At 60.3% G+C, this 16350-nt stretch carries 17 protein-coding genes; 5 read left to right on the forward strand and 12 right to left on the reverse strand.

What is annotated here, in order from left to right:
- Positions 1-144: 144 nt before the first annotated feature.
- The 4 genes from SOP95_RS28140 (at position 145) to SOP95_RS28155 (ending at position 5396) form a co-directional block, all read left to right on the forward strand.
- Positions 145-1917, forward strand: coding sequence for an N-acetylglutaminylglutamine amidotransferase (locus SOP95_RS28140; RefSeq protein WP_323609071.1), 1773 nt, complete (start codon positions 145-147; stop codon positions 1915-1917).
- A 3-nt stretch (positions 1918-1920) separates the two neighbouring features.
- On the forward strand, positions 1921-3669 hold the full coding sequence (gene ngg, locus SOP95_RS28145) for an N-acetylglutaminylglutamine synthetase (protein ID WP_323609072.1): 1749 nt from the start codon (positions 1921-1923) through the stop codon (positions 3667-3669).
- A gap of 155 nt (positions 3670-3824) precedes the next feature.
- Complete coding sequence (locus tag SOP95_RS28150) at positions 3825-5015, forward strand: osmoprotectant NAGGN system M42 family peptidase (protein WP_274073004.1); 1191 nt, start codon at positions 3825-3827, stop codon at positions 5013-5015.
- 153 nt (positions 5016-5168) lie between these two features.
- The gene (locus SOP95_RS28155; RefSeq protein WP_008060849.1) at positions 5169-5396 is read left to right on the forward strand and encodes a YheU family protein; all 228 of its coding nucleotides are present in this window, start codon (positions 5169-5171) and stop codon (positions 5394-5396) included.
- Here the strand turns inward: SOP95_RS28155 and csrA are convergent.
- The 3 genes from csrA to SOP95_RS28170 form a co-directional block, all read right to left on the reverse strand.
- Complete coding sequence (csrA, locus tag SOP95_RS28160) at positions 5385-5576, reverse strand: carbon storage regulator CsrA (RefSeq protein WP_274073003.1); 192 nt, start codon at positions 5574-5576, stop codon at positions 5385-5387. The two genes, SOP95_RS28155 and csrA, sit on opposite strands and share 12 nt — an antisense overlap.
- 156 nt (positions 5577-5732) lie before the next feature.
- Positions 5733-6065, reverse strand: coding sequence for a YnfA family protein (locus SOP95_RS28165; RefSeq protein WP_274073002.1), 333 nt, complete (start codon positions 6063-6065; stop codon positions 5733-5735).
- Between the two features lie 64 nt (positions 6066-6129).
- Positions 6130-6945, reverse strand: coding sequence for an SDR family oxidoreductase (locus SOP95_RS28170; protein WP_323609073.1), 816 nt, complete (start codon positions 6943-6945; stop codon positions 6130-6132).
- A 285-nt stretch (positions 6946-7230) separates the two neighbouring features.
- Between SOP95_RS28170 and SOP95_RS28175 the strand changes: the two genes are divergently transcribed.
- On the forward strand, positions 7231-7383 hold the full coding sequence (locus tag SOP95_RS28175) for a DUF3309 family protein (RefSeq protein WP_179056895.1): 153 nt from the start codon (positions 7231-7233) through the stop codon (positions 7381-7383).
- 58 nt (positions 7384-7441) lie between these two features.
- Here the strand turns inward: SOP95_RS28175 and SOP95_RS28180 are convergent, their stop codons facing one another.
- The 9 genes from SOP95_RS28180 to SOP95_RS28220 form a co-directional block, all read right to left on the reverse strand.
- Positions 7442-9541 carry an LTA synthase family protein gene (locus tag SOP95_RS28180; RefSeq protein WP_274073000.1) on the reverse strand — a complete coding sequence of 700 codons (2100 nt, stop codon included), beginning with the start codon at positions 9539-9541 and terminating at the stop codon, positions 7442-7444.
- 274 nt (positions 9542-9815) lie between these two features.
- Entirely contained in the window at positions 9816-10421 is a 606-nt protein-coding gene (locus SOP95_RS28185) for an START domain-containing protein (protein WP_274072999.1), read from the reverse strand.
- A 41-nt stretch (positions 10422-10462) separates the two neighbouring features.
- Positions 10463-10717, reverse strand: a complete 255-nt coding sequence (locus SOP95_RS28190) for a zinc/iron-chelating domain-containing protein (RefSeq protein ID WP_046815979.1) — start codon at positions 10715-10717, stop codon at positions 10463-10465.
- 165 nt (positions 10718-10882) lie between these two features.
- Positions 10883-11344 carry a translation initiation factor 2 gene (locus tag SOP95_RS28195; RefSeq protein ID WP_274072998.1) on the reverse strand — a complete coding sequence of 154 codons (462 nt, stop codon included), beginning with the start codon at positions 11342-11344 and terminating at the stop codon, positions 10883-10885.
- A 90-nt stretch (positions 11345-11434) separates the two neighbouring features.
- Entirely contained in the window at positions 11435-12874 is a 1440-nt protein-coding gene (locus SOP95_RS28200) for an aminotransferase-like domain-containing protein (RefSeq protein WP_020799971.1), read from the reverse strand.
- A gap of 314 nt (positions 12875-13188) precedes the next feature.
- Positions 13189-14001: an OmpA family protein gene (locus tag SOP95_RS28205; RefSeq protein ID WP_274072997.1), complete on the reverse strand. Its 813-nt coding sequence runs from the start codon at positions 13999-14001 to the stop codon at positions 13189-13191.
- The gene (locus tag SOP95_RS28210) at positions 13998-14354 is read right to left on the reverse strand and encodes a DUF4398 domain-containing protein (RefSeq protein WP_274072996.1); all 357 of its coding nucleotides are present in this window, start codon (positions 14352-14354) and stop codon (positions 13998-14000) included. Before SOP95_RS28210 ends, SOP95_RS28205 begins: the two co-directional genes overlap by 4 nt.
- Before the next feature lie 9 nt (positions 14355-14363).
- Complete coding sequence (locus SOP95_RS28215; RefSeq protein ID WP_323609074.1) at positions 14364-15179, reverse strand: substrate-binding periplasmic protein; 816 nt, start codon at positions 15177-15179, stop codon at positions 14364-14366.
- A gap of 188 nt (positions 15180-15367) precedes the next feature.
- Positions 15368-16297: an electron transfer flavoprotein subunit alpha/FixB family protein gene (locus SOP95_RS28220; RefSeq protein WP_274072994.1), complete on the reverse strand. Its 930-nt coding sequence runs from the start codon at positions 16295-16297 to the stop codon at positions 15368-15370.
- Between the last annotated feature and the right edge of the window lie 53 nt (positions 16298-16350).

Genomic DNA, 16350 nt, shown 5'->3' on the forward strand with positions numbered 1-16350 from the left:
TACCCCCGGCATTAGCCAGTACACGCCTGCTTATAACCCATCGTTCTAAAACTCCCACTACCGAGACGGGTCAGTTTCTGAGTACCCGTCGTTTTGGCGCGGTATCGATTGCCCCTCCCCAACGGAAAAACCGGTAAGGAATTTATGTGCGGATTAGCTGGCGAGTTACGTTTTGACAATCAACCTGCAGACCTTGCAGCCATTGAGCGAATCACCCATCACCTGGCACCTCGAGGCCCCGACGCCTGGGGTTTTCACAGCCAGGGGCCGATTGCCCTGGGCCATCGCCGCCTGAAAATCATGGACCTGTCGGACGGTTCGGCGCAGCCGATGATCGACAATCAACTGGGACTGTCCCTGGCCTTCAACGGCGCGATCTACAACTTCCCGGAACTGCGCAGCGAACTTGAAAGCCTGGGTTATGCCTTCTATTCCGGCGGTGACACCGAAGTGCTGCTCAAGGGTTTCCATGCCTGGGGCGAAGCACTGCTGCCGAAACTCAACGGCATGTTTGCCTTCGCCATCTGGGAGCGCGACAGCCAACGCCTGTTCATCGCCCGCGACCGCCTCGGCGTCAAGCCGCTGTACCTGTCGCGCACCGGCCAGCGCCTGCGTTTTGCCTCGGCGTTGCCGGCGTTGCTCAAGGGCGGCGACATCAACCCGATCCTCGATCCGGTGGCGCTCAATCATTACCTGAATTTCCATGCCGTGGTCCCGGCGCCGCGCACCTTGCTGGCCGGCATCGAAAAACTGCCGCCGGCGACCTGGATGCGCATTGAAGCGGATGGCCGTACCGAGCAGAAAACCTGGTGGACCCTGCCCTATGGCCCACACGACGATGAGAAAAATCTGACACTTGAGGACTGGCGTGACCGCGTGCTCGACAGTACGCGCGAGGCAGTGGCCATCCGCCAACGTGCCGCGGTCGATGTCGGCGTGCTGTTGTCCGGCGGAGTCGATTCGAGCCTGTTGGTCGGGCTGTTGCGGGAGGTCGGCGTGGAAAACCTGTCGACCTTCTCCATCGGTTTCCAGGATGCCGGCGGCGAGCGCGGCGACGAGTTCCAGTACTCGGACCTCATCGCCAAACACTACGGCACCCAGCACCACCAACTGCGCATCGACGAAAGCGAGATCATCGAGCAACTGCCCGCCGCGTTCCGTGCCATGAGCGAGCCGATGGTCAGCCACGACTGCATCGCCTTTTACCTGTTGTCCAGGGAAGTGGCCAAGCATTGCAAAGTGGTGCAAAGCGGCCAGGGCGCCGACGAACTGTTTGCCGGTTACCACTGGTATCCCCAGGTCGACGGCGCCAGCGATCCGTACGCGGCCTATCGCGAAGCGTTTTTCGACCGCAGCTACGACGACTACGCCGCCACCGTGCAACCGAAATGGCTGACGGCCAATGACGCTGCCGGCGACTTCGTGAAGGAACATTTCGCACAGCCGGGTGCCGATGCCGCGGTGGACAAGGCCCTGCGCCTGGACAGCACGGTGATGCTGGTGGACGACCCGGTCAAGCGCGTCGACAACATGACCATGGCCTGGGGCCTGGAAGCGCGCACGCCGTTTCTCGACTATCGCCTGGTGGAATTGTCGGCCCGGGTGCCCGGCAAATTCAAACTGCCCGACGGCGGCAAGCAAGTCCTCAAGGAAGCGGCGCGCCTGGTGATCCCCAGTGAAGTGATCGACCGCAAGAAGGGTTACTTTCCGGTGCCCGGCCTCAAGCACTTGCAGGGCGACACGCTGAACTGGGTGCGCGAACTGCTGCTCGATCCGAGCCAGGATCGTGGCCTGTTCCAACCCGCGATGCTCGACCGCCTGCTGACGGACCCGCAAGGTCAATTGACCCCATTGCGCGGCTCCAAGCTGTGGCAACTGGCGGCCCTGAACCTGTGGCTCAGCGAACAAGGAATCTGACCGATGAAACCTCACGCCACGGCTTTCAGCCAGCGCTTGTTGCGCGGTCAGGCGCCCTCCTACGAACGCTTGCAGGCGCGCCTGGCCGAAGACGGCAGCGCACTGGGAGCCGAGCCGATTGCCGTGCATTGCGGCTGGGGCCGCTTGCTGATCGGCCATACCTTCGCCGATGCCGCCAGCCTCGCCCGGGAGTTGCTCAACGAGCAGCCGGGCGAACGGGATATCGCCCTCTATGTCGCCGCGCCCCAGCAAGTGCTGGGGCTGGAGCCGACGCAACTGTTCCTCGATCCGTCCGACACCTTGCGCCTGTGGTTCAGCGATTACCGTCAGGCCACCCGGGTGTTTCGCGGGTTTCGCATTCGCCGCGCCCAGAGCGACGCCGACTGGAATGCGATCAATCAGCTTTACCACGCACGGGGCATGCTGCCGATCGATGCCAGCCTGCTGACCCCCAGGCACCTGGGGGGTCCGGTGTACTGGCTGGCGGAAGACGAGGACAGCGGCGCGGTCATCGGCAGCGTCATGGGCCTCAATCATCACAAGGCCTTCAACGATCCGGAAAACGGTAGCAGCCTGTGGTGCCTGGCGGTCGATCCGTGCTGTTCACGGCCCGGCGTCGGCGAGGTGCTGGTGCGGCATCTGATTGAACATTTCATGAGTCGCGGGCTGAGTTACCTTGACCTGTCCGTGCTGCACGACAATCGCCAGGCGAAAAACCTGTACGCCAAGCTCGGCTTTCGCAACCTCTCGACGTTCGCCATCAAGCGCAAGAACGGCATCAACCAGTCGCTGTTTCTCGGCCCGGGTCCTGAAGCGAATTTCAATCCGTATGCGCGGATCATCGTCGAAGAAGCACACCGTCGCGGCATTGATGTCCAGGTCGACGATGCCGAAGCCGGCCTGTTCACCCTCAGCCATGGTGGCCGCCGGGTACGCTGTCGCGAGTCCCTCAGCGACCTGACCAGCGCCATCAGCATGAGCCTGTGCCAGGACAAGAGCCTGACCCATAAAGTGCTCACGGCCGCCGGCCTGAACCTGCCGGCGCAGCAACTGGCAGGTAACGCCGATGACAACCTGGCGTTTCTCGACGAACACCATCGGGTGGTGGTCAAACCGCTGGACGGTGAACAGGGACAAGGGGTGGCGGTAGATCTACAGGCCATCGAAGAGGTCCAGCAAGCCATCGAAGCGGCCCGCCAATTCGACACTCGAGTGCTGCTGGAAAGCTTTCACGAAGGCCTCGACCTGCGGATCCTGGTGATCGGCTTTGAAGTGGTGGCCGCGGCGATTCGTCGGCCGGCCGAAGTGGTAGGCGATGGCCAGCACTCCATCGGCGCGCTGATCGAAGCCCAGAGTCGGCGGCGGCAGGCGGCCACGGGCGGCGAAAGCAGGATCCCGCTGGATCATGAGACCGAACGCACCGTTCACGCCGCGGGCTATGGCTTCGACAGCATTCTGCCCGCGGGCGAGCATCTGTTCGTACGTCGTACAGCGAATCTTCACACAGGCGGGATTCTCGAAGACGTCACCGCGATCCTGCATCCCACGCTGGTGGACGCCGCGGTGCGCGCGGCGCGGGCACTGGATATTCCCATGGTCGGCCTCGACCTGATGGTGTCTGCCGCCGATCAACCGCAGTACGTGTTCATCGAAGCCAACGAGCGCGCCGGGCTGGCCAATCATGAACCGCAGCCGACGGCCGAGCGGTTTGTCGATCTGTTGTTTCCGCACAGTCAGCCGGCTGTTTCTTAATTGTGGTGGCTGGACGGCCGCCTTCGCTGGCAAGCCAGCTCCTACAAGGTTTTGTGTTTGACCTGTAGGAGCTGGCTTGCCAGGGAAGACGGCCTGACAGGCCACAAAAAACCTTCATCGAAACCATCGATGGCCTCAACTCATCAGGAGTTTCCATGACCCGCCAATACCCGGAACCAGACCTGACCTATTTGCAAAAAGTCCTGCTGGAAATGCTCGCCATTCCCAGCCCCACCGGCTTCACCGATACCATCGTGCGCTATGTCGCCGAGCGGCTTGAAGAACTGGGCATCCCCTTCGAGATGACCCGCCGCGGCACCATCCGCGCCACCCTCAAGGGCAAGAAAAACAGCCCGGACCGCGCCGTTTCCGCCCACCTGGACACCATTGGCGCCGCCGTGCGCGCCATCAAGGACAACGGCCGCCTGACGCTGGCCCCCGTGGGCTGCTGGTCCAGTCGCTTTGCCGAAGGCAGCCGCGTGAGCCTGTTTACCGACAATGGCGTGATCCGTGGCAGCGTATTGCCGCTGATGGCCTCCGGGCACGCGTTCAACACCGCCGTGGATGAAATGCCGATCAGTTGGGATCACATCGAGTTGCGCCTGGATGCCTATTGCGCGACCCGCGCCGATTGCGATTCCCTGGGCATCAGCGTCGGCGATTTCGTCGCCTTCGACCCGTTGCCGGAGTTCACCGAAAGCGGCCACATCAGCGCCCGTCACCTGGACGACAAGGCCGGTGTCGCGGCATTGCTGGCAGCCTTGAAAGCCATCGTCGACAGTGGCGAAGAGCTGGCGATCGATTGTCATCCGCTGTTCACCATCACCGAGGAAACCGGCAGTGGCGCAGCGGCGGCATTGCCCTGGGACGTCAGTGAATTCGTCGGCATCGACATCGCGCCCGTCGCGCCCGGCCAGCACTCCAGCGAACACGCGGTGAGCATCGCGATGCAGGATTCCGGCGGGCCGTACGACTATCACCTGTCGCGGCACCTGCTGCGCCTGGCCAGTGACAACGAGCTGCCGGTACGCCGCGACCTGTTCCGCTACTACTTCAGCGACGCTCACTCGGCGGTCACTGCCGGCCATGATATCCGCACCGCCCTGCTCGCCTTCGGCTGCGATGCCACCCACGGCTACGAACGCACCCACATCGACAGTCTCGCCGCCCTCAGTCGCCTGCTCGGTGCCTACATCCTCAGCCCGCCGGTGTTCGCCAGCGACGCACAGCCGGCCCAGGGTTCACTGGACCGGTTCAGTCACCAGATCGAACATGAAACGCAGATGGAAAGCGATACGCGGGTGCCGTCGGTGGATAGCCTGGTGGGCCAACGCAACAACAGCTAAGGAAACACAATCCTGTAGGAGCTGCCGCAGGCTGCGATCTCTTGATCTTGTTTTTAAAAATCAAAGTCAAAAGATCGCAGCCTGCGGCAGCTCCTACTGGTGATGCGTTCATAACCACCGTAGCATCGCGCCATTGATTTGACCGAGGTGCCCATGCTTATTCCCCACGACCAACTTGAAGTCGACACCCTGACCCGCCTGATCGAAGACTTCGTGACCCGCGACGGCACCGACAATGGCGATGACACGCCGCTGGAAACCCGTGTCTTGCGGGTTCGCCAGGCCTTGATCAAGGGCCAGGCCCTGATTGTCTTCGATCCGGAAAGCGAGCAATGCCAGCTGATGCTCAAGCATGACGTGCCCAAGCACCTATTCGACTGATTTCCTGTTCCGCGCCAGCTTGCGCTGGATTCGCTCGTAGATCTCGGTACGGTGCACGCTGACGTCGTGCGGGGCTTCGATGCCGAAGCGCACATTGCCGCCATTGACGGCGATGATGCGCACCGAAATGGTGTCGCCGATGGAAATCAATTCGCCGACTACGCGACTCAGTACAAGCATGGCTGTGGTCCTTCAGAGTTATCGGACCTTGAAGATGCCCGGCGCACCGCGGGCCTACAAGGCAGCCGCGGTAATCCAGACCAAACCTACAAGCACAGGCCTACCTTGCTGAAGGAAATGTCTGACACACCACTTCTATCAAGCAAGGCCGATTCGTCAGGAGGCCGAGAAGCGCGGGCCGAACAGGATGATGCTTGCGCCGATCACGCACAGCGCCACGCCGAGCCAGTCGGAGCCCAGCGGACGAATCCGCTCGACCACCGCCAGCCAGCCAATCGAAGCAATGATGTAGATACCGCCGTAGGCGGCATAGGCGCGGCCTGCATAAGTCGCTTCTATTCGCGTCAGCAACAGCGCGAACAACGTCAGGCTGAGCAGCGCCGGCAGCACCCACCAGACGCTTTTACCCTGGCGCAACCACATCCAGAAGGCAAAGCAACCGGCGATTTCGAACAGCGCCGCGAGGAAAAACCACAGGTAATTGAGCATGGGAAGGTCTCGCGAGGATGGCCGATGGCGGCCACCCTAACGAGGCTGTTGCAGGCGGGCAAGTTCAGCTTGCGGATTGTTTGGCCTTGGCGCTCATCTTGTCGGCCATCAGGGTCATTTCGTTGTACAGCAGTTGCGGGTTCTTCTGCTTCAGCGCCCAGGCCTGGCGGCCCTGTTCGTGGGGCAGGATCATGAACTCGCCGGCGGCGACTTGCTGGTAGATATAGTCGGCGATATCGGCGGCACTGATGGGCGAGCTTTCCAGCAACTTGCCGACCTGGGCTTTCATGGCCGGGGTCGGGCCGCGGAAGGAGTCCAGCAGATTGGTCTGGAAGAACGATGGGCACACCACATGCACGCCGACTTCCTGATGCGCGAGTTCGATCAGCAGGCTTTCGGACAACGCCACCACGCCGGCCTTGGCCACGTTGTAGTTGCTCATGGCCGGGCCTTGCATCAACGCCGCCATCGACGCGATGTTGATGATCTTGCCCTTGCTCTTCTCCAGCAACGGCAGGAAGGCCTTGCAACCCTTGACCACGCCCATGAGGTTGATTGCGATCTGCCAGTCCCAGTCCTCCAGGGACAGCTCGCTGAAGAACCCGCCCGAGGCCACGCCCGCGTTGTTGACGATGACGTCGATGCCCCCCAGCTTGACTTCGCATGCCTGGGCGAAGGCGGTCAGTTGACTGTAGTCACGCACATCACAGCGCTGGATGAAGCCATCGCCACCGGCTTCGCGCACCAGCTTCAGGGTTTCCTGCAAACCCGTTTCGCTGACATCCGACAAGGCCAGCTGCCAGCCTTCGCGCGCCCAGCGCAGCGCGATTTCGCGACCCAGGCCGGAGCCTGCGCCAGTGATCATCATGCGATTTTGCATAGCAAACAGCCTTGTTGTTCCGGGGAAGATGCGTCGAGTGTAGCGAAGGCTGTAGGCCGACCCACGCTCTATCAGATTGCTGAATGCCCCAAGCAAACCACGAACGCGGCGCACCAACTAACTTAACAGCAGACGGAATAGGCAATAGTTCTAAAAACCGCAAAAAAACTTGGAATTTTCTGCCTTGCGTCGCGGTCGGATTTTTTAAGCAGCTCGAATTAATGACATTCCCGCTGACTGATAACGGCTAAGTCATTCCTGAACACTTACAGCAAGGAAACAGACATGGGCACAATTCTTCTGATCATTCTGATCCTGTTACTGATCGGTGGTCTACCGGTCTTCCCGCACTCCAGAAGTTGGGGTTATGGCCCGTCCGGTATCATCGGCGTGGTGTTGGTGGTGATACTGATCCTGGTGTTGCTCGGCAAGATATGAAGTTTTGACCGATAAAAAAAGAGGCCCTTGAAGGGCCTCTTTTTTATTGCAGCGTTGTTTAGTCCGGCTTGCCGTCGACCACACCAGCGGTGTTATCGATCAGGCTCTTGGTCGCCGTTTGCAGGAACGCTTCGAGCTTGGTTTTAAGCTCGGCGGTACGCGGTGCATTCGGAACGACCACGGCACGAGGCGTAGCGCCCAGTTCATACTGGTACATCTTCGGCTCCATGTCCTTGTCCTTCGGCAACACCAGAATCTGGTCCGCGGTGATGATCGCGGTGGTCTGCTCGCTGCCCGATGGCTTGATCACGCCAAACCCGGTATCGCCCTCAGGCAGGTTGAGCAAGTCGCGGCCCCAGCACTGATGACGCACTTCGCCACCGATCCGGCCCATGATGGTCGGCACGATGTCGACCTGAGTACCCACGGTGTGGTCGAGGGTGCCGAATTTTTCCTGGATGCCCGGTGCGATCAGCAGCATCGGCACGTTGAAACGACCCAGGTCCATTTCGGTGATCTGGCGTTCGTTGCCGAAACCGTGGTCGCCGACGATGACAAACAGGGTTTCCTTGAAGTACGGCTCATTGCGCGCCTTTTCGAAGAACTGGCCCAGCGCCCAGTCCGAGTAACGCATGGCCGTCAAATGCTCGTTCAGGCTGCCGCGATCGGTCACACGCTCAACCGGCAATGGGCTCGGCAAGGCGTATGGGGTGTGGTTGGACAGGGTTTGCAGCAAGGCATAGAAGGGTTTCTTGTCCTTGCCATCGCGGGCCTTGAGCTCCACCAGGCCACGGTCGAACATGTCCTGGTCGGACACACCCCAGGTCGGGTCGGAGAACACCGGGTTGACGAAGTCGTTACGCCCGATGAAGTTGGTCATGCCCTGGTTGCTGAAGAAACCCGACTGGTTGTCCCAGGCGAAATCGCCGTTGTAGACATACACGTCGTCGTAGTCACGAGCGCTGAGCAGCTGCGGCAGGCCGGACAGTTTGTGGCTGCCCTCCGGGGTCTGCATCAGGTATTCGAAACCCGGCAAGTTCGGGAAGCAGGCCATGGTGGCGAACATGCCCTGGTGGGTGTGGGTACCGTTGGAGAAGAAGCGGTCGAACAACAGGCCTTCCTTCGACAGTTTGTCGAGGTATGGCGTGATGTTGCCCGGCCCGCCCAGTACACCCACCGAGTGACCGGCCATGCTTTCCATCAGGATCACGACGACGTTCTTGATCGGCAGGGTCTTGTCCGCCGGCGGTGTGTAGTCGCGACGCACGGCGGCGGTCTCGCCATCCACCAGTTTGTCGTCCTGCATCACCAGCAGGTCGCGCACGGTCTGCTGCGCCATCGGTTGCGGCAAGGTGGCTTTCCAGATGTTGTCGCGATCTTCGGACATCCGGCTCTTCGCCGCCGCCACCAGGGACAGGGTACCGTTGAGGCCCAGCTGGTTGGCGAAGTTGGAATCGGTGGTGTAGACATCACCCCAACGCATGGGCGGGCCTTGGCGCAAGGTCCCGCGGGCCGCGACCACGCAGATCAGCAGGCAGACCACGAACACCATGGCGCGCGAGTACCAGGGAGCCACCTGGCGGGTGCTGATGCTGCCGCCACTGAACGGGCCACGGGGACGCGTGGCACGGTCGGCACCCTTGAACGCCAGGCTCAGGATCCAGGTACCCAAGGCCCAGGCCAGCAGGTAGCGAACCACCGGGAAACCGTACCAGAGCATGCTCATCACGGTTTTCGGGTCTTCCTTCACATACTGGAAGACCAGCCCGTTGAGGCGCTGGTGGAATTCACGGTAGAAGTCCATCTCCATCAGGCCGAGGAACAGCGCGATGCTGGAAGTAACCGTCAGCCACAGGCGAAAGATCCCGCGCGCGGCCATGGCCCTGGCACTGAACAGCGCCAGCACCAGCGGAATGCTCAGGTACACCACCAGGCGCAGGTCGAAACGCAGGCCATTGGCGAATGCTTCGAAAAAGGTCGCGGCCGGTGTATCGAGGATCATTTCGCGGTTGTAGACCAGCAGCGCGAGGCGCAGTGCGGAAAACATCACCATCATGACCAGAGCGCACAACAGCGTGTAGGCCAGATGCGATTTGACGGTCGGTTGCAGCAAGCGACTCGATGCTCGCTTCTGACTCAGGGCGTCCGGGATTGCCATGTCGTTTTAGGACCCATTGGAAGTTGAAGTTTCGAAAATACAGCTGCGCCCTGCCCTCTGTTGGCCAGTACTCGGCCCCGGGGTTTGCGCGGTGCGCAAATGTTGCACGATCAATCGCGGCATTGCCATTGATTACTGTTCGTCGATGGCGGCGCGGGCGAATTGTCTTGGAGGCTTTGTGAAAATTTTGTGCAACGAATATCTGGAAACACAATAAAGGCGAAAGATCGCAGCCTTCGGCAGCTCCTACAGGGGCTGCGATCTTTGATCGGCGTTACTTCTCGGCGCGCTCTTTCAGGGCTTTCAACGTATTGAACGGGGCATCGACCACAAACTTGTTGGCCACCATCGATGGCACGCTGCCGCCAGGCTCGGTATGCACCTGGTAGGTCACCTCGACCTGATCGCCCTTGGGTACGAACTTCCAGAAACCGTCGACCTTGGCGACCCGGACAAAACCTTTTTCTTCAGGAATGTATTTCGGCACGCCCTCGAGCTTGCGGGTCAGGCTGCCATCGGCACCAACAGTCGTGGTGATATGCACCACCGAATCACGCGGCGTGACCGGCCATGGCGTATTGAACTGGGTGTAGGTCCAGCTCTGGTCGCCTTCGCGCTTGAGCAACTTCTGGGTCTTGCACTCGTGAATCCAGGCGCAGGTGCCGACCACGTCTTCCTGCAACGCGCGCAGCTTGGCCACGGTGGTCTTCATCAGCGTGACGCCCTGATAGGCCTTGTAGTCGGAGCCGGGCACTTCACTCAGGGATATCTTGATGCCGTCTTCATTCCTGGCGACCTTCCAGTCTTCGGCCTGGGCGACCGACGTGGCCAGGACAGCCGTCAAACCACACAACACAGCCATACGATGCAGCGAACCCATAATCTTATTCCTTATTGTTGAAGTTCCGTTCGTCGAACACATCACGCGGCCGTCATTTGCTCCCACCAGCCAATCAACCGAATAGCCTCTTCGCTGCTGCTGCCACACACCTCGACGTCAGCCTCGAAAGCCGAACACACCGCCGGACGCTCGGGTTTACCGAAAATGTTGCACAGGTTTTCTGCAGAGAGTTGCAGGCAACGCTCCCCGGCGGCTTTGCCATTGGGCATACCGGGAATCGGTGAACTGATGGAAGGGGCTATGCAGCAGGCGCCACAGCCCTCACGGCATTTCATGACGAAAAGTTCCTCGCGACGAGCAATGTGTTAAAGGACGGGGCACAGAGTAACCGCTAAAACAGTTGTTTTAAATTACTCGGCCTCGGGTTTTTACCCGCAAGCGAGCGTGACCGGGCAGTCTCCGACCAAGCGTCTTTGCTTGCGGGCATGCAAAGGCGGGATTCAGCGCTTGAATTCGAACTCCAGCGCCGCGCCTTCGACTTCACGGCGTTCTTCGTTACGCAGTTGCAACTGCATTTCGTTATTGATCAGCTTGCCGTTGATCTGGAACTGGTTGTTTTTGTCGCCGAACATTTCCGGCAACACCGGTTCGCGCTTGGGTAATGGCACTGTACCGACCGGTTTCAGCTCTTCGACCATGTCCTTGGGCAAACTCAGGTCCAGGTCGGCTGAAGGGATTGGGGTTTTCACCACCTCGCTGGCCGGTTTTGACTTTGAAGCAACCGGTGGGCGCTTTTTTACCGCGGCGGTCTTTTTCGCCGGCGCGGTTTTACTCGCAGGTGCGTTTTTTTTCGGGGTGCTGGCGGTGGGTTTTTCCTGCACGGATTGGGCCTGCGCGGACGCCGGCAGAACACTCGCTAACAGGCAGATCAACAGCCAGGCGGCAGGAAAAATCGGCTTCATGGACCCAACGATGCAAACGGCGAAAACGACATAGGTGCATATGCTCGCCTGTTGCGCGCCCCGTGACAAGCACGGACCGGAACCGCCCGGTCAAAAGCCGCCGGCCATCTCCTGGCAGAGCTGGGTGGCAAGCATGCCCAGGGTCATCAACGCCCGTTCGGCTTCGCGGTTCCATGGGATCCCGCAATTGAGCCGGATGCAGTGATTGAACTGCTCGGTGTTACTGAAGATCAGCCCTGGCGCGATACTGATGCCCTGCTGCAACGCGCGCACGTGCAGTTCCTGGGTGTTGACCCGTCCCGGCAGGCTCACCCACAAAATGAAACCGCCGGTCGGCCGGGTCATCTGCGTGCCTTCGGGGAAATACTGCTGCACCGCCAGCTGGAAAGCGCTGAGGTTCTTGCGGTACTCCTGGCGGATGTAACGCAAATGGCGGTCGTAGCCACCGTTTTCCAGATAGGCGGCAATGCCCATCTGGGTGACGCTGCAGGCCGAATGAGTACTGAAAGTCTGCAGGCGCTGGATCTCCTGCTGGTACTTGCCGGCAATCATCCAGCCGATCCGCACTCCCGGCGACAGGGTCTTGGAGAAGCTGGAGCAATAGATCACCCGATCCAGGCGGTCATAGGCCTTGAGCGATTTGGTACGGCCCTGCTCGAACATCAGCTCGCCGTAGATATCGTCTTCGACGATCTGGATATCGAAGTCCGACGCCAGGCGCAGCAGTTGCTTCTGCCGCTCTTCGGGCATGGTGCCGCCTAGCGGGTTACTCAGACGAGTGGTCAGCACCAGCGCCTTGATCGACCACTGGTTGGCGGCCAATTGCAGGGCTTCCAGACTCATGCCGGTGGACGGGTCGCTGGGAATTTCGATGACCTTGAGGCCCAGCAGATCGGCCAGCTGCAACAAACCGTAGTAGGTTGGCGACTCGGCTGCGATCAGGTCACCGGGCCGGGTCAGCACCCGCAGGGACATCTGCAAGGCGTCGACGCAGCCGTGGGTGATCACCACTTCCGAGGGGTCGACCACCACGCCGGCATCGCGCATGCGGATCGCCACCTGTCGGCGCAAGGGTTCGAAACCGGGGCTGAACATGTAGCTGAAAGCCCGCGGGCTATGGAACCGGGTGACCTTGGCCAACTGCTGATGCAGCGCCCGCACCGGTAGATAGTCGACGCTGGGCACCGCGGCGCCCAGGGGAAAAACGCCCTCACGGCGCGATTCGACCAACACCTGCTGGATGATGCTGCTGCGGGTGACCAGGCCTGGACGCTCGACCCGGGCGATGTCCGGGGTCGGCGCCGTCAGCGCCGGGGTCTGGTGCACGTAGTAACCGGACTGCGGCCGCGCGCGGATCAGCCCCTGATCCTCGAGGTTGGCATACGCCTGCAACACCGTGGCATGGCTGACGTTGAGCTGCGAACTCATCTTGCGCACCGAAGGCACGCGCTCGCCCGGTTGATAGACACCACGGCGGATGTCTTCGGCCAGTTGCTGAGCAATACGTTGGTAGAGCAAGAGGTTGGTCATGACGCAGCACTCGATTTCACGGGTATTTTATTCTTGTGTAAAACAATACCGGAACAGTTTAGAAGTGTACGGGGACAGTTGCCACAATAGTCGACAGTACAGTGCAGTGTCAGCAAGAACTGTACTGTTTTGCGAGATATTTGGCAGACATAAAAAAACCCGGCGCTGTTTGGCAGCGCCGGGTAGTACGAGATTTGTAGGAGCTGTCGACTGAAAGGAGGCTGCGATCTTTACAGGGTCACTTGAGTTTCAAGGAAGATCAAAAGATCGCAGCCTCGTTTCACTCGTCAGCTCCTGCAGGCCGGATTTCACATTCAGCGGGCGGCGCCCAACTGGCCTTTTTCGTCGGAAAACACGATTTCCACTCGACGGTTCTGCGCACGGCCGCGCTCGGAAGCGTTCACGTCTACCGGGTATTCATCGCCGTAGCCTTCCACCTTGATGCGCTTGTCGTCGATGCCCAGGTCCATCAAGACGTCAGCCACCGATTGCGCACGGTCCCGCGACAACTTGAGGTTGTCCTGCTTGCCGCCGGTGCTGTCGGTGTAGCCCTCGATCCGCACCACACGCTTGGGGTTGAGCTGCAGGAATTGCACGATCTTGAGCACCACGCGATTGGCCGAGTTTTTCAGCTCTGCTTCACCGGTGTCGAACAGCACATCGCCCAGGGTCATCACCAGGCCACGATCGGTCTGGGTGGTCGCCAGCGCAACAATCTGTTCTTCGAGCAACTTGCCCTGCTGCTGCACGCTGAACAGCTTGGATTCGCGCAACGCCAGTTGCAGGCGTTGACGCTCCAGTTCGAGCTTCGCGGCGCGCTCTTCGTTGAGCACCTGGTTGGTGTGCTCGCGAGCGATTTCGCTGTAGCGCTGGCTCAGGTAGGCGTAATGCACCACGTCCGAGCCGCTGCCCCAGTAGCTGGACAACCGATCGGCGCGGGCCAGGGACTCACCGGCCCGAATCACGTCCTTTGGCGCGATGCGCAACACGTTGGAGTCTTCCTTGACCTTCTGGAAATCAGCACCGGCCTGCTGCAATGCCGACTCACTGTGCTGACCGGCGCAACCATAAAGGTTCATGCAGCCGGCCAGGATCACACCGCCGAGGGTTAGGGTCTTGAGGCTCATTGGGCATCTCCCAGTTGCTTGCGCAGGCGGGCGATGCGGGTGTTGAGCACATTCAGCTGCTCTTCGCTCTTGAGGGTCAGGACCCGGGCTTCTGCCAGGCGCGCATCCAGTTCGGCCTGTTCAGCGCGCATCCGCGCATTCCTGAACGATTGGTCGGCCATGCTGCCCTTGGCGCGGTTGTACTTGTCTTCGGCCAGTTTCATTTGCGGCACTTCGTCGGCAGTAGCGCCCACGGCCTTCGCTTGCTCGAGTGCCTGTTCGGTCAGGCGCATTTGTTCAATCGGCGCCGGATCGGCTGCACAACCCGCCAGGGCCAGAAGGGCCAGGGCAGCGAAAAGAGGTCGGATACTCACTAAAAATCCTTACTGTTTTGGGGTACTGACAGGTTTTTTCTGCTGCGCGTTCCAACGCTCGATATTGCGTTGCAGCGCGACCTCCGTCAGTCCGGACGCGGGCAATTCTGTCATCTTTTTGGCCAGCTGTCCGCGCAACCACGGATCGTTGCAGGCGGAGTTATGGGAAACCGCCAGGAACAGTCCAGGTCTGTCGACCGGTTGCTCACGGGCAACCAGGTCATTGGCCATGCCCAACGTCTGCGCCATTGCCATGCCGGAGTAGCGCCCGGCCAGGACAAATTCCACCTCGCCCAACAGCAGTTTCTGAAAGGCCTGGGTCAGGTTTGGCGTACGTGTGAGGGCCAATTGCTGCTCGGCGTAAGTAGCGAATGCCGAGGTCAATCGAGACTTTTCCGACAAAGCGCCTGGATGACCATGCAGGTCCTGCACTTCGTGGTAAGCCAGCGACGAGTCCCTGCGGGTCCAGACCAGGTAATCGTTTTCCAGCAACGGTGGATGAATGTAATCCAGGGATTCCAGCTCAGTGACCGTCAAAGGTGCATCGGCCAGCATGTCCATGCGCCCGCTGCGTACTTCGTCCAGGGCTTGGGAGCGTTTGCCGGCATAGAGCATTTCGACCTTGATCCCCAACTGCCCTGCTACCTGCTGCAACAAATCGGCACTGGCACCGATCAGGTGCTTGGGATTTTGCGGGTCCTGCCACAGGTACGGTGGCGCATCCGGGCTGCCGGTGACCACCAGGCGTTCGCACTTGCCGGCGGCGACGGACAGCGTCGGCAAAAGCATCAATCCCAGCAAGCTCCACGCAAGACGCAGATCCATGGCAATACTCTCCCGTTGAGACCGTGTATATCCCTGTAGGAGCGAGCTTGTTCGCGATGGTCTCAGATGTGCCGCGTTCATGCAGAATGCGCGCGTCATCGTTGACGTCCATCGCGAGCAAGCTCGCTCCTACAGGAAAAAAAAAGCCCGACCAAAGGGTCGGGCTCTTTATAAGTGAAGCAGCCGGATTAGACCAGCTTCTCCAGCTCAGGGATGGCTTCGAACAGGTCCGCCACCAGGCCGTAATCGGCCACCTGGAAGATCGGCGCTTCTTCGTCCTTGTTGATCGCAACGATCACCTTGGAGTCTTTCATGCCGGCCAGGTGCTGGATCGCGCCGGAGATACCGACGGCGATGTACAGCTGTGGAGCAACGATCTTGCCGGTCTGACCGACCTGCATGTCGTTCGGAACAAAACCTGCGTCGACCGCGGCGCGGGAAGCACCGACGGCAGCGCCCAGCTTGTCGGCCAGAGCGTACAGGTGTTTGAAGTTGTCGCCGTTCTGCATGCCGCGCCCGCCGGAAACGACGATCTTGGCAGCGGTCAGTTCCGGACGATCGGACTTGGCCAGCTCTTCGCCGACGAAGCTGGAGATACCAGCGTCGTGGGCAGCGCCAACGGCTTCAACAGCCGCCGAACCACCGGTAGCGGCAACCGGATCGAAACCGGTGGCACGCACGGTGATCACTTTCACTGCAGCGTTCGATTGAACGGTAGCGATGGCGTTACCAGCGTAGATCGGGCGCTTGAAGGTGTCAGCGCTTTCTACCGAGATGATCTCGGAGATCTGGTCAACGTCCAGTGCAGCGGCAACGCGCGGCAGGATGTTTTTGCCGTTGGAAGTGGCGGCAGCCAGGATGTGGCTGTAGCCATTGCCCAACTCTGCGACCAGAGGAGCGACGTTTTCCGGCAGTTGGTGAGCGTAGGCAGCGTTATCAGCGACCAATACTTTGCTCACGCCAGCCACTTGCGCAGCGGCTTCAGCCACGGCGCCAGCGCCTTGGCCTGCAACCAGAACGTGGATGTCACCACCGATTTTAGCGGCGGCAGCAACGGTGTTCAGCGTGGCCGGGGCCAGCACTTTGTTGTCGTGTTCAGCAATAACCAAGATAGTCATTTAGATTACCTTCGCTTCGTTTTTCAGTTTCTCGACCAGTTCAGCCACCGACT

The sequence above is a fragment of the Pseudomonas sp. YuFO8 genome, assembly GCF_035065025.1.
GTDB lineage: Bacteria > Pseudomonadota > Gammaproteobacteria > Pseudomonadales > Pseudomonadaceae > Aquipseudomonas > Aquipseudomonas putida_AE.

Coding starts and splice junctions, on each gene's coding strand:
- SOP95_RS28155 (WP_008060849.1), top strand. CDS start 5,169: ATGCTTATTCCCCACGACCAACTTGAAGTCGACACCCTGACCCGCCTG.
- ngg (WP_323609072.1), top strand. CDS start 1,921: ATGAAACCTCACGCCACGGCTTTCAGCCAGCGCTTGTTGCGCGGTCAG.
- SOP95_RS28170 (WP_323609073.1), bottom strand. CDS start 6,945: ATGCAAAATCGCATGATGATCACTGGCGCAGGCTCCGGCCTGGGTCGC.
- SOP95_RS28165 (WP_274073002.1), bottom strand. CDS start 6,065: ATGCTCAATTACCTGTGGTTTTTCCTCGCGGCGCTGTTCGAAATCGCC.
- csrA (WP_274073003.1), bottom strand. CDS start 5,576: ATGCTTGTACTGAGTCGCGTAGTCGGCGAATTGATTTCCATCGGCGAC.
- SOP95_RS28140 (WP_323609071.1), top strand. CDS start 145: ATGTGCGGATTAGCTGGCGAGTTACGTTTTGACAATCAACCTGCAGAC.
- SOP95_RS28215 (WP_323609074.1), bottom strand. CDS start 15,179: ATGGATCTGCGTCTTGCGTGGAGCTTGCTGGGATTGATGCTTTTGCCG.
- SOP95_RS28220 (WP_274072994.1), bottom strand. CDS start 16,297: ATGACTATCTTGGTTATTGCTGAACACGACAACAAAGTGCTGGCCCCG.
- SOP95_RS28195 (WP_274072998.1), bottom strand. CDS start 11,344: ATGAAGCCGATTTTTCCTGCCGCCTGGCTGTTGATCTGCCTGTTAGCG.
- SOP95_RS28150 (WP_274073004.1), top strand. CDS start 3,825: ATGACCCGCCAATACCCGGAACCAGACCTGACCTATTTGCAAAAAGTC.
- SOP95_RS28190 (WP_046815979.1), bottom strand. CDS start 10,717: ATGAAATGCCGTGAGGGCTGTGGCGCCTGCTGCATAGCCCCTTCCATC.
- SOP95_RS28175 (WP_179056895.1), top strand. CDS start 7,231: ATGGGCACAATTCTTCTGATCATTCTGATCCTGTTACTGATCGGTGGT.
- SOP95_RS28185 (WP_274072999.1), bottom strand. CDS start 10,421: ATGGGTTCGCTGCATCGTATGGCTGTGTTGTGTGGTTTGACGGCTGTC.
- SOP95_RS28180 (WP_274073000.1), bottom strand. CDS start 9,541: ATGGCAATCCCGGACGCCCTGAGTCAGAAGCGAGCATCGAGTCGCTTG.
- SOP95_RS28205 (WP_274072997.1), bottom strand. CDS start 14,001: ATGAGCCTCAAGACCCTAACCCTCGGCGGTGTGATCCTGGCCGGCTGC.
- SOP95_RS28200 (WP_020799971.1), bottom strand. CDS start 12,874: ATGACCAACCTCTTGCTCTACCAACGTATTGCTCAGCAACTGGCCGAA.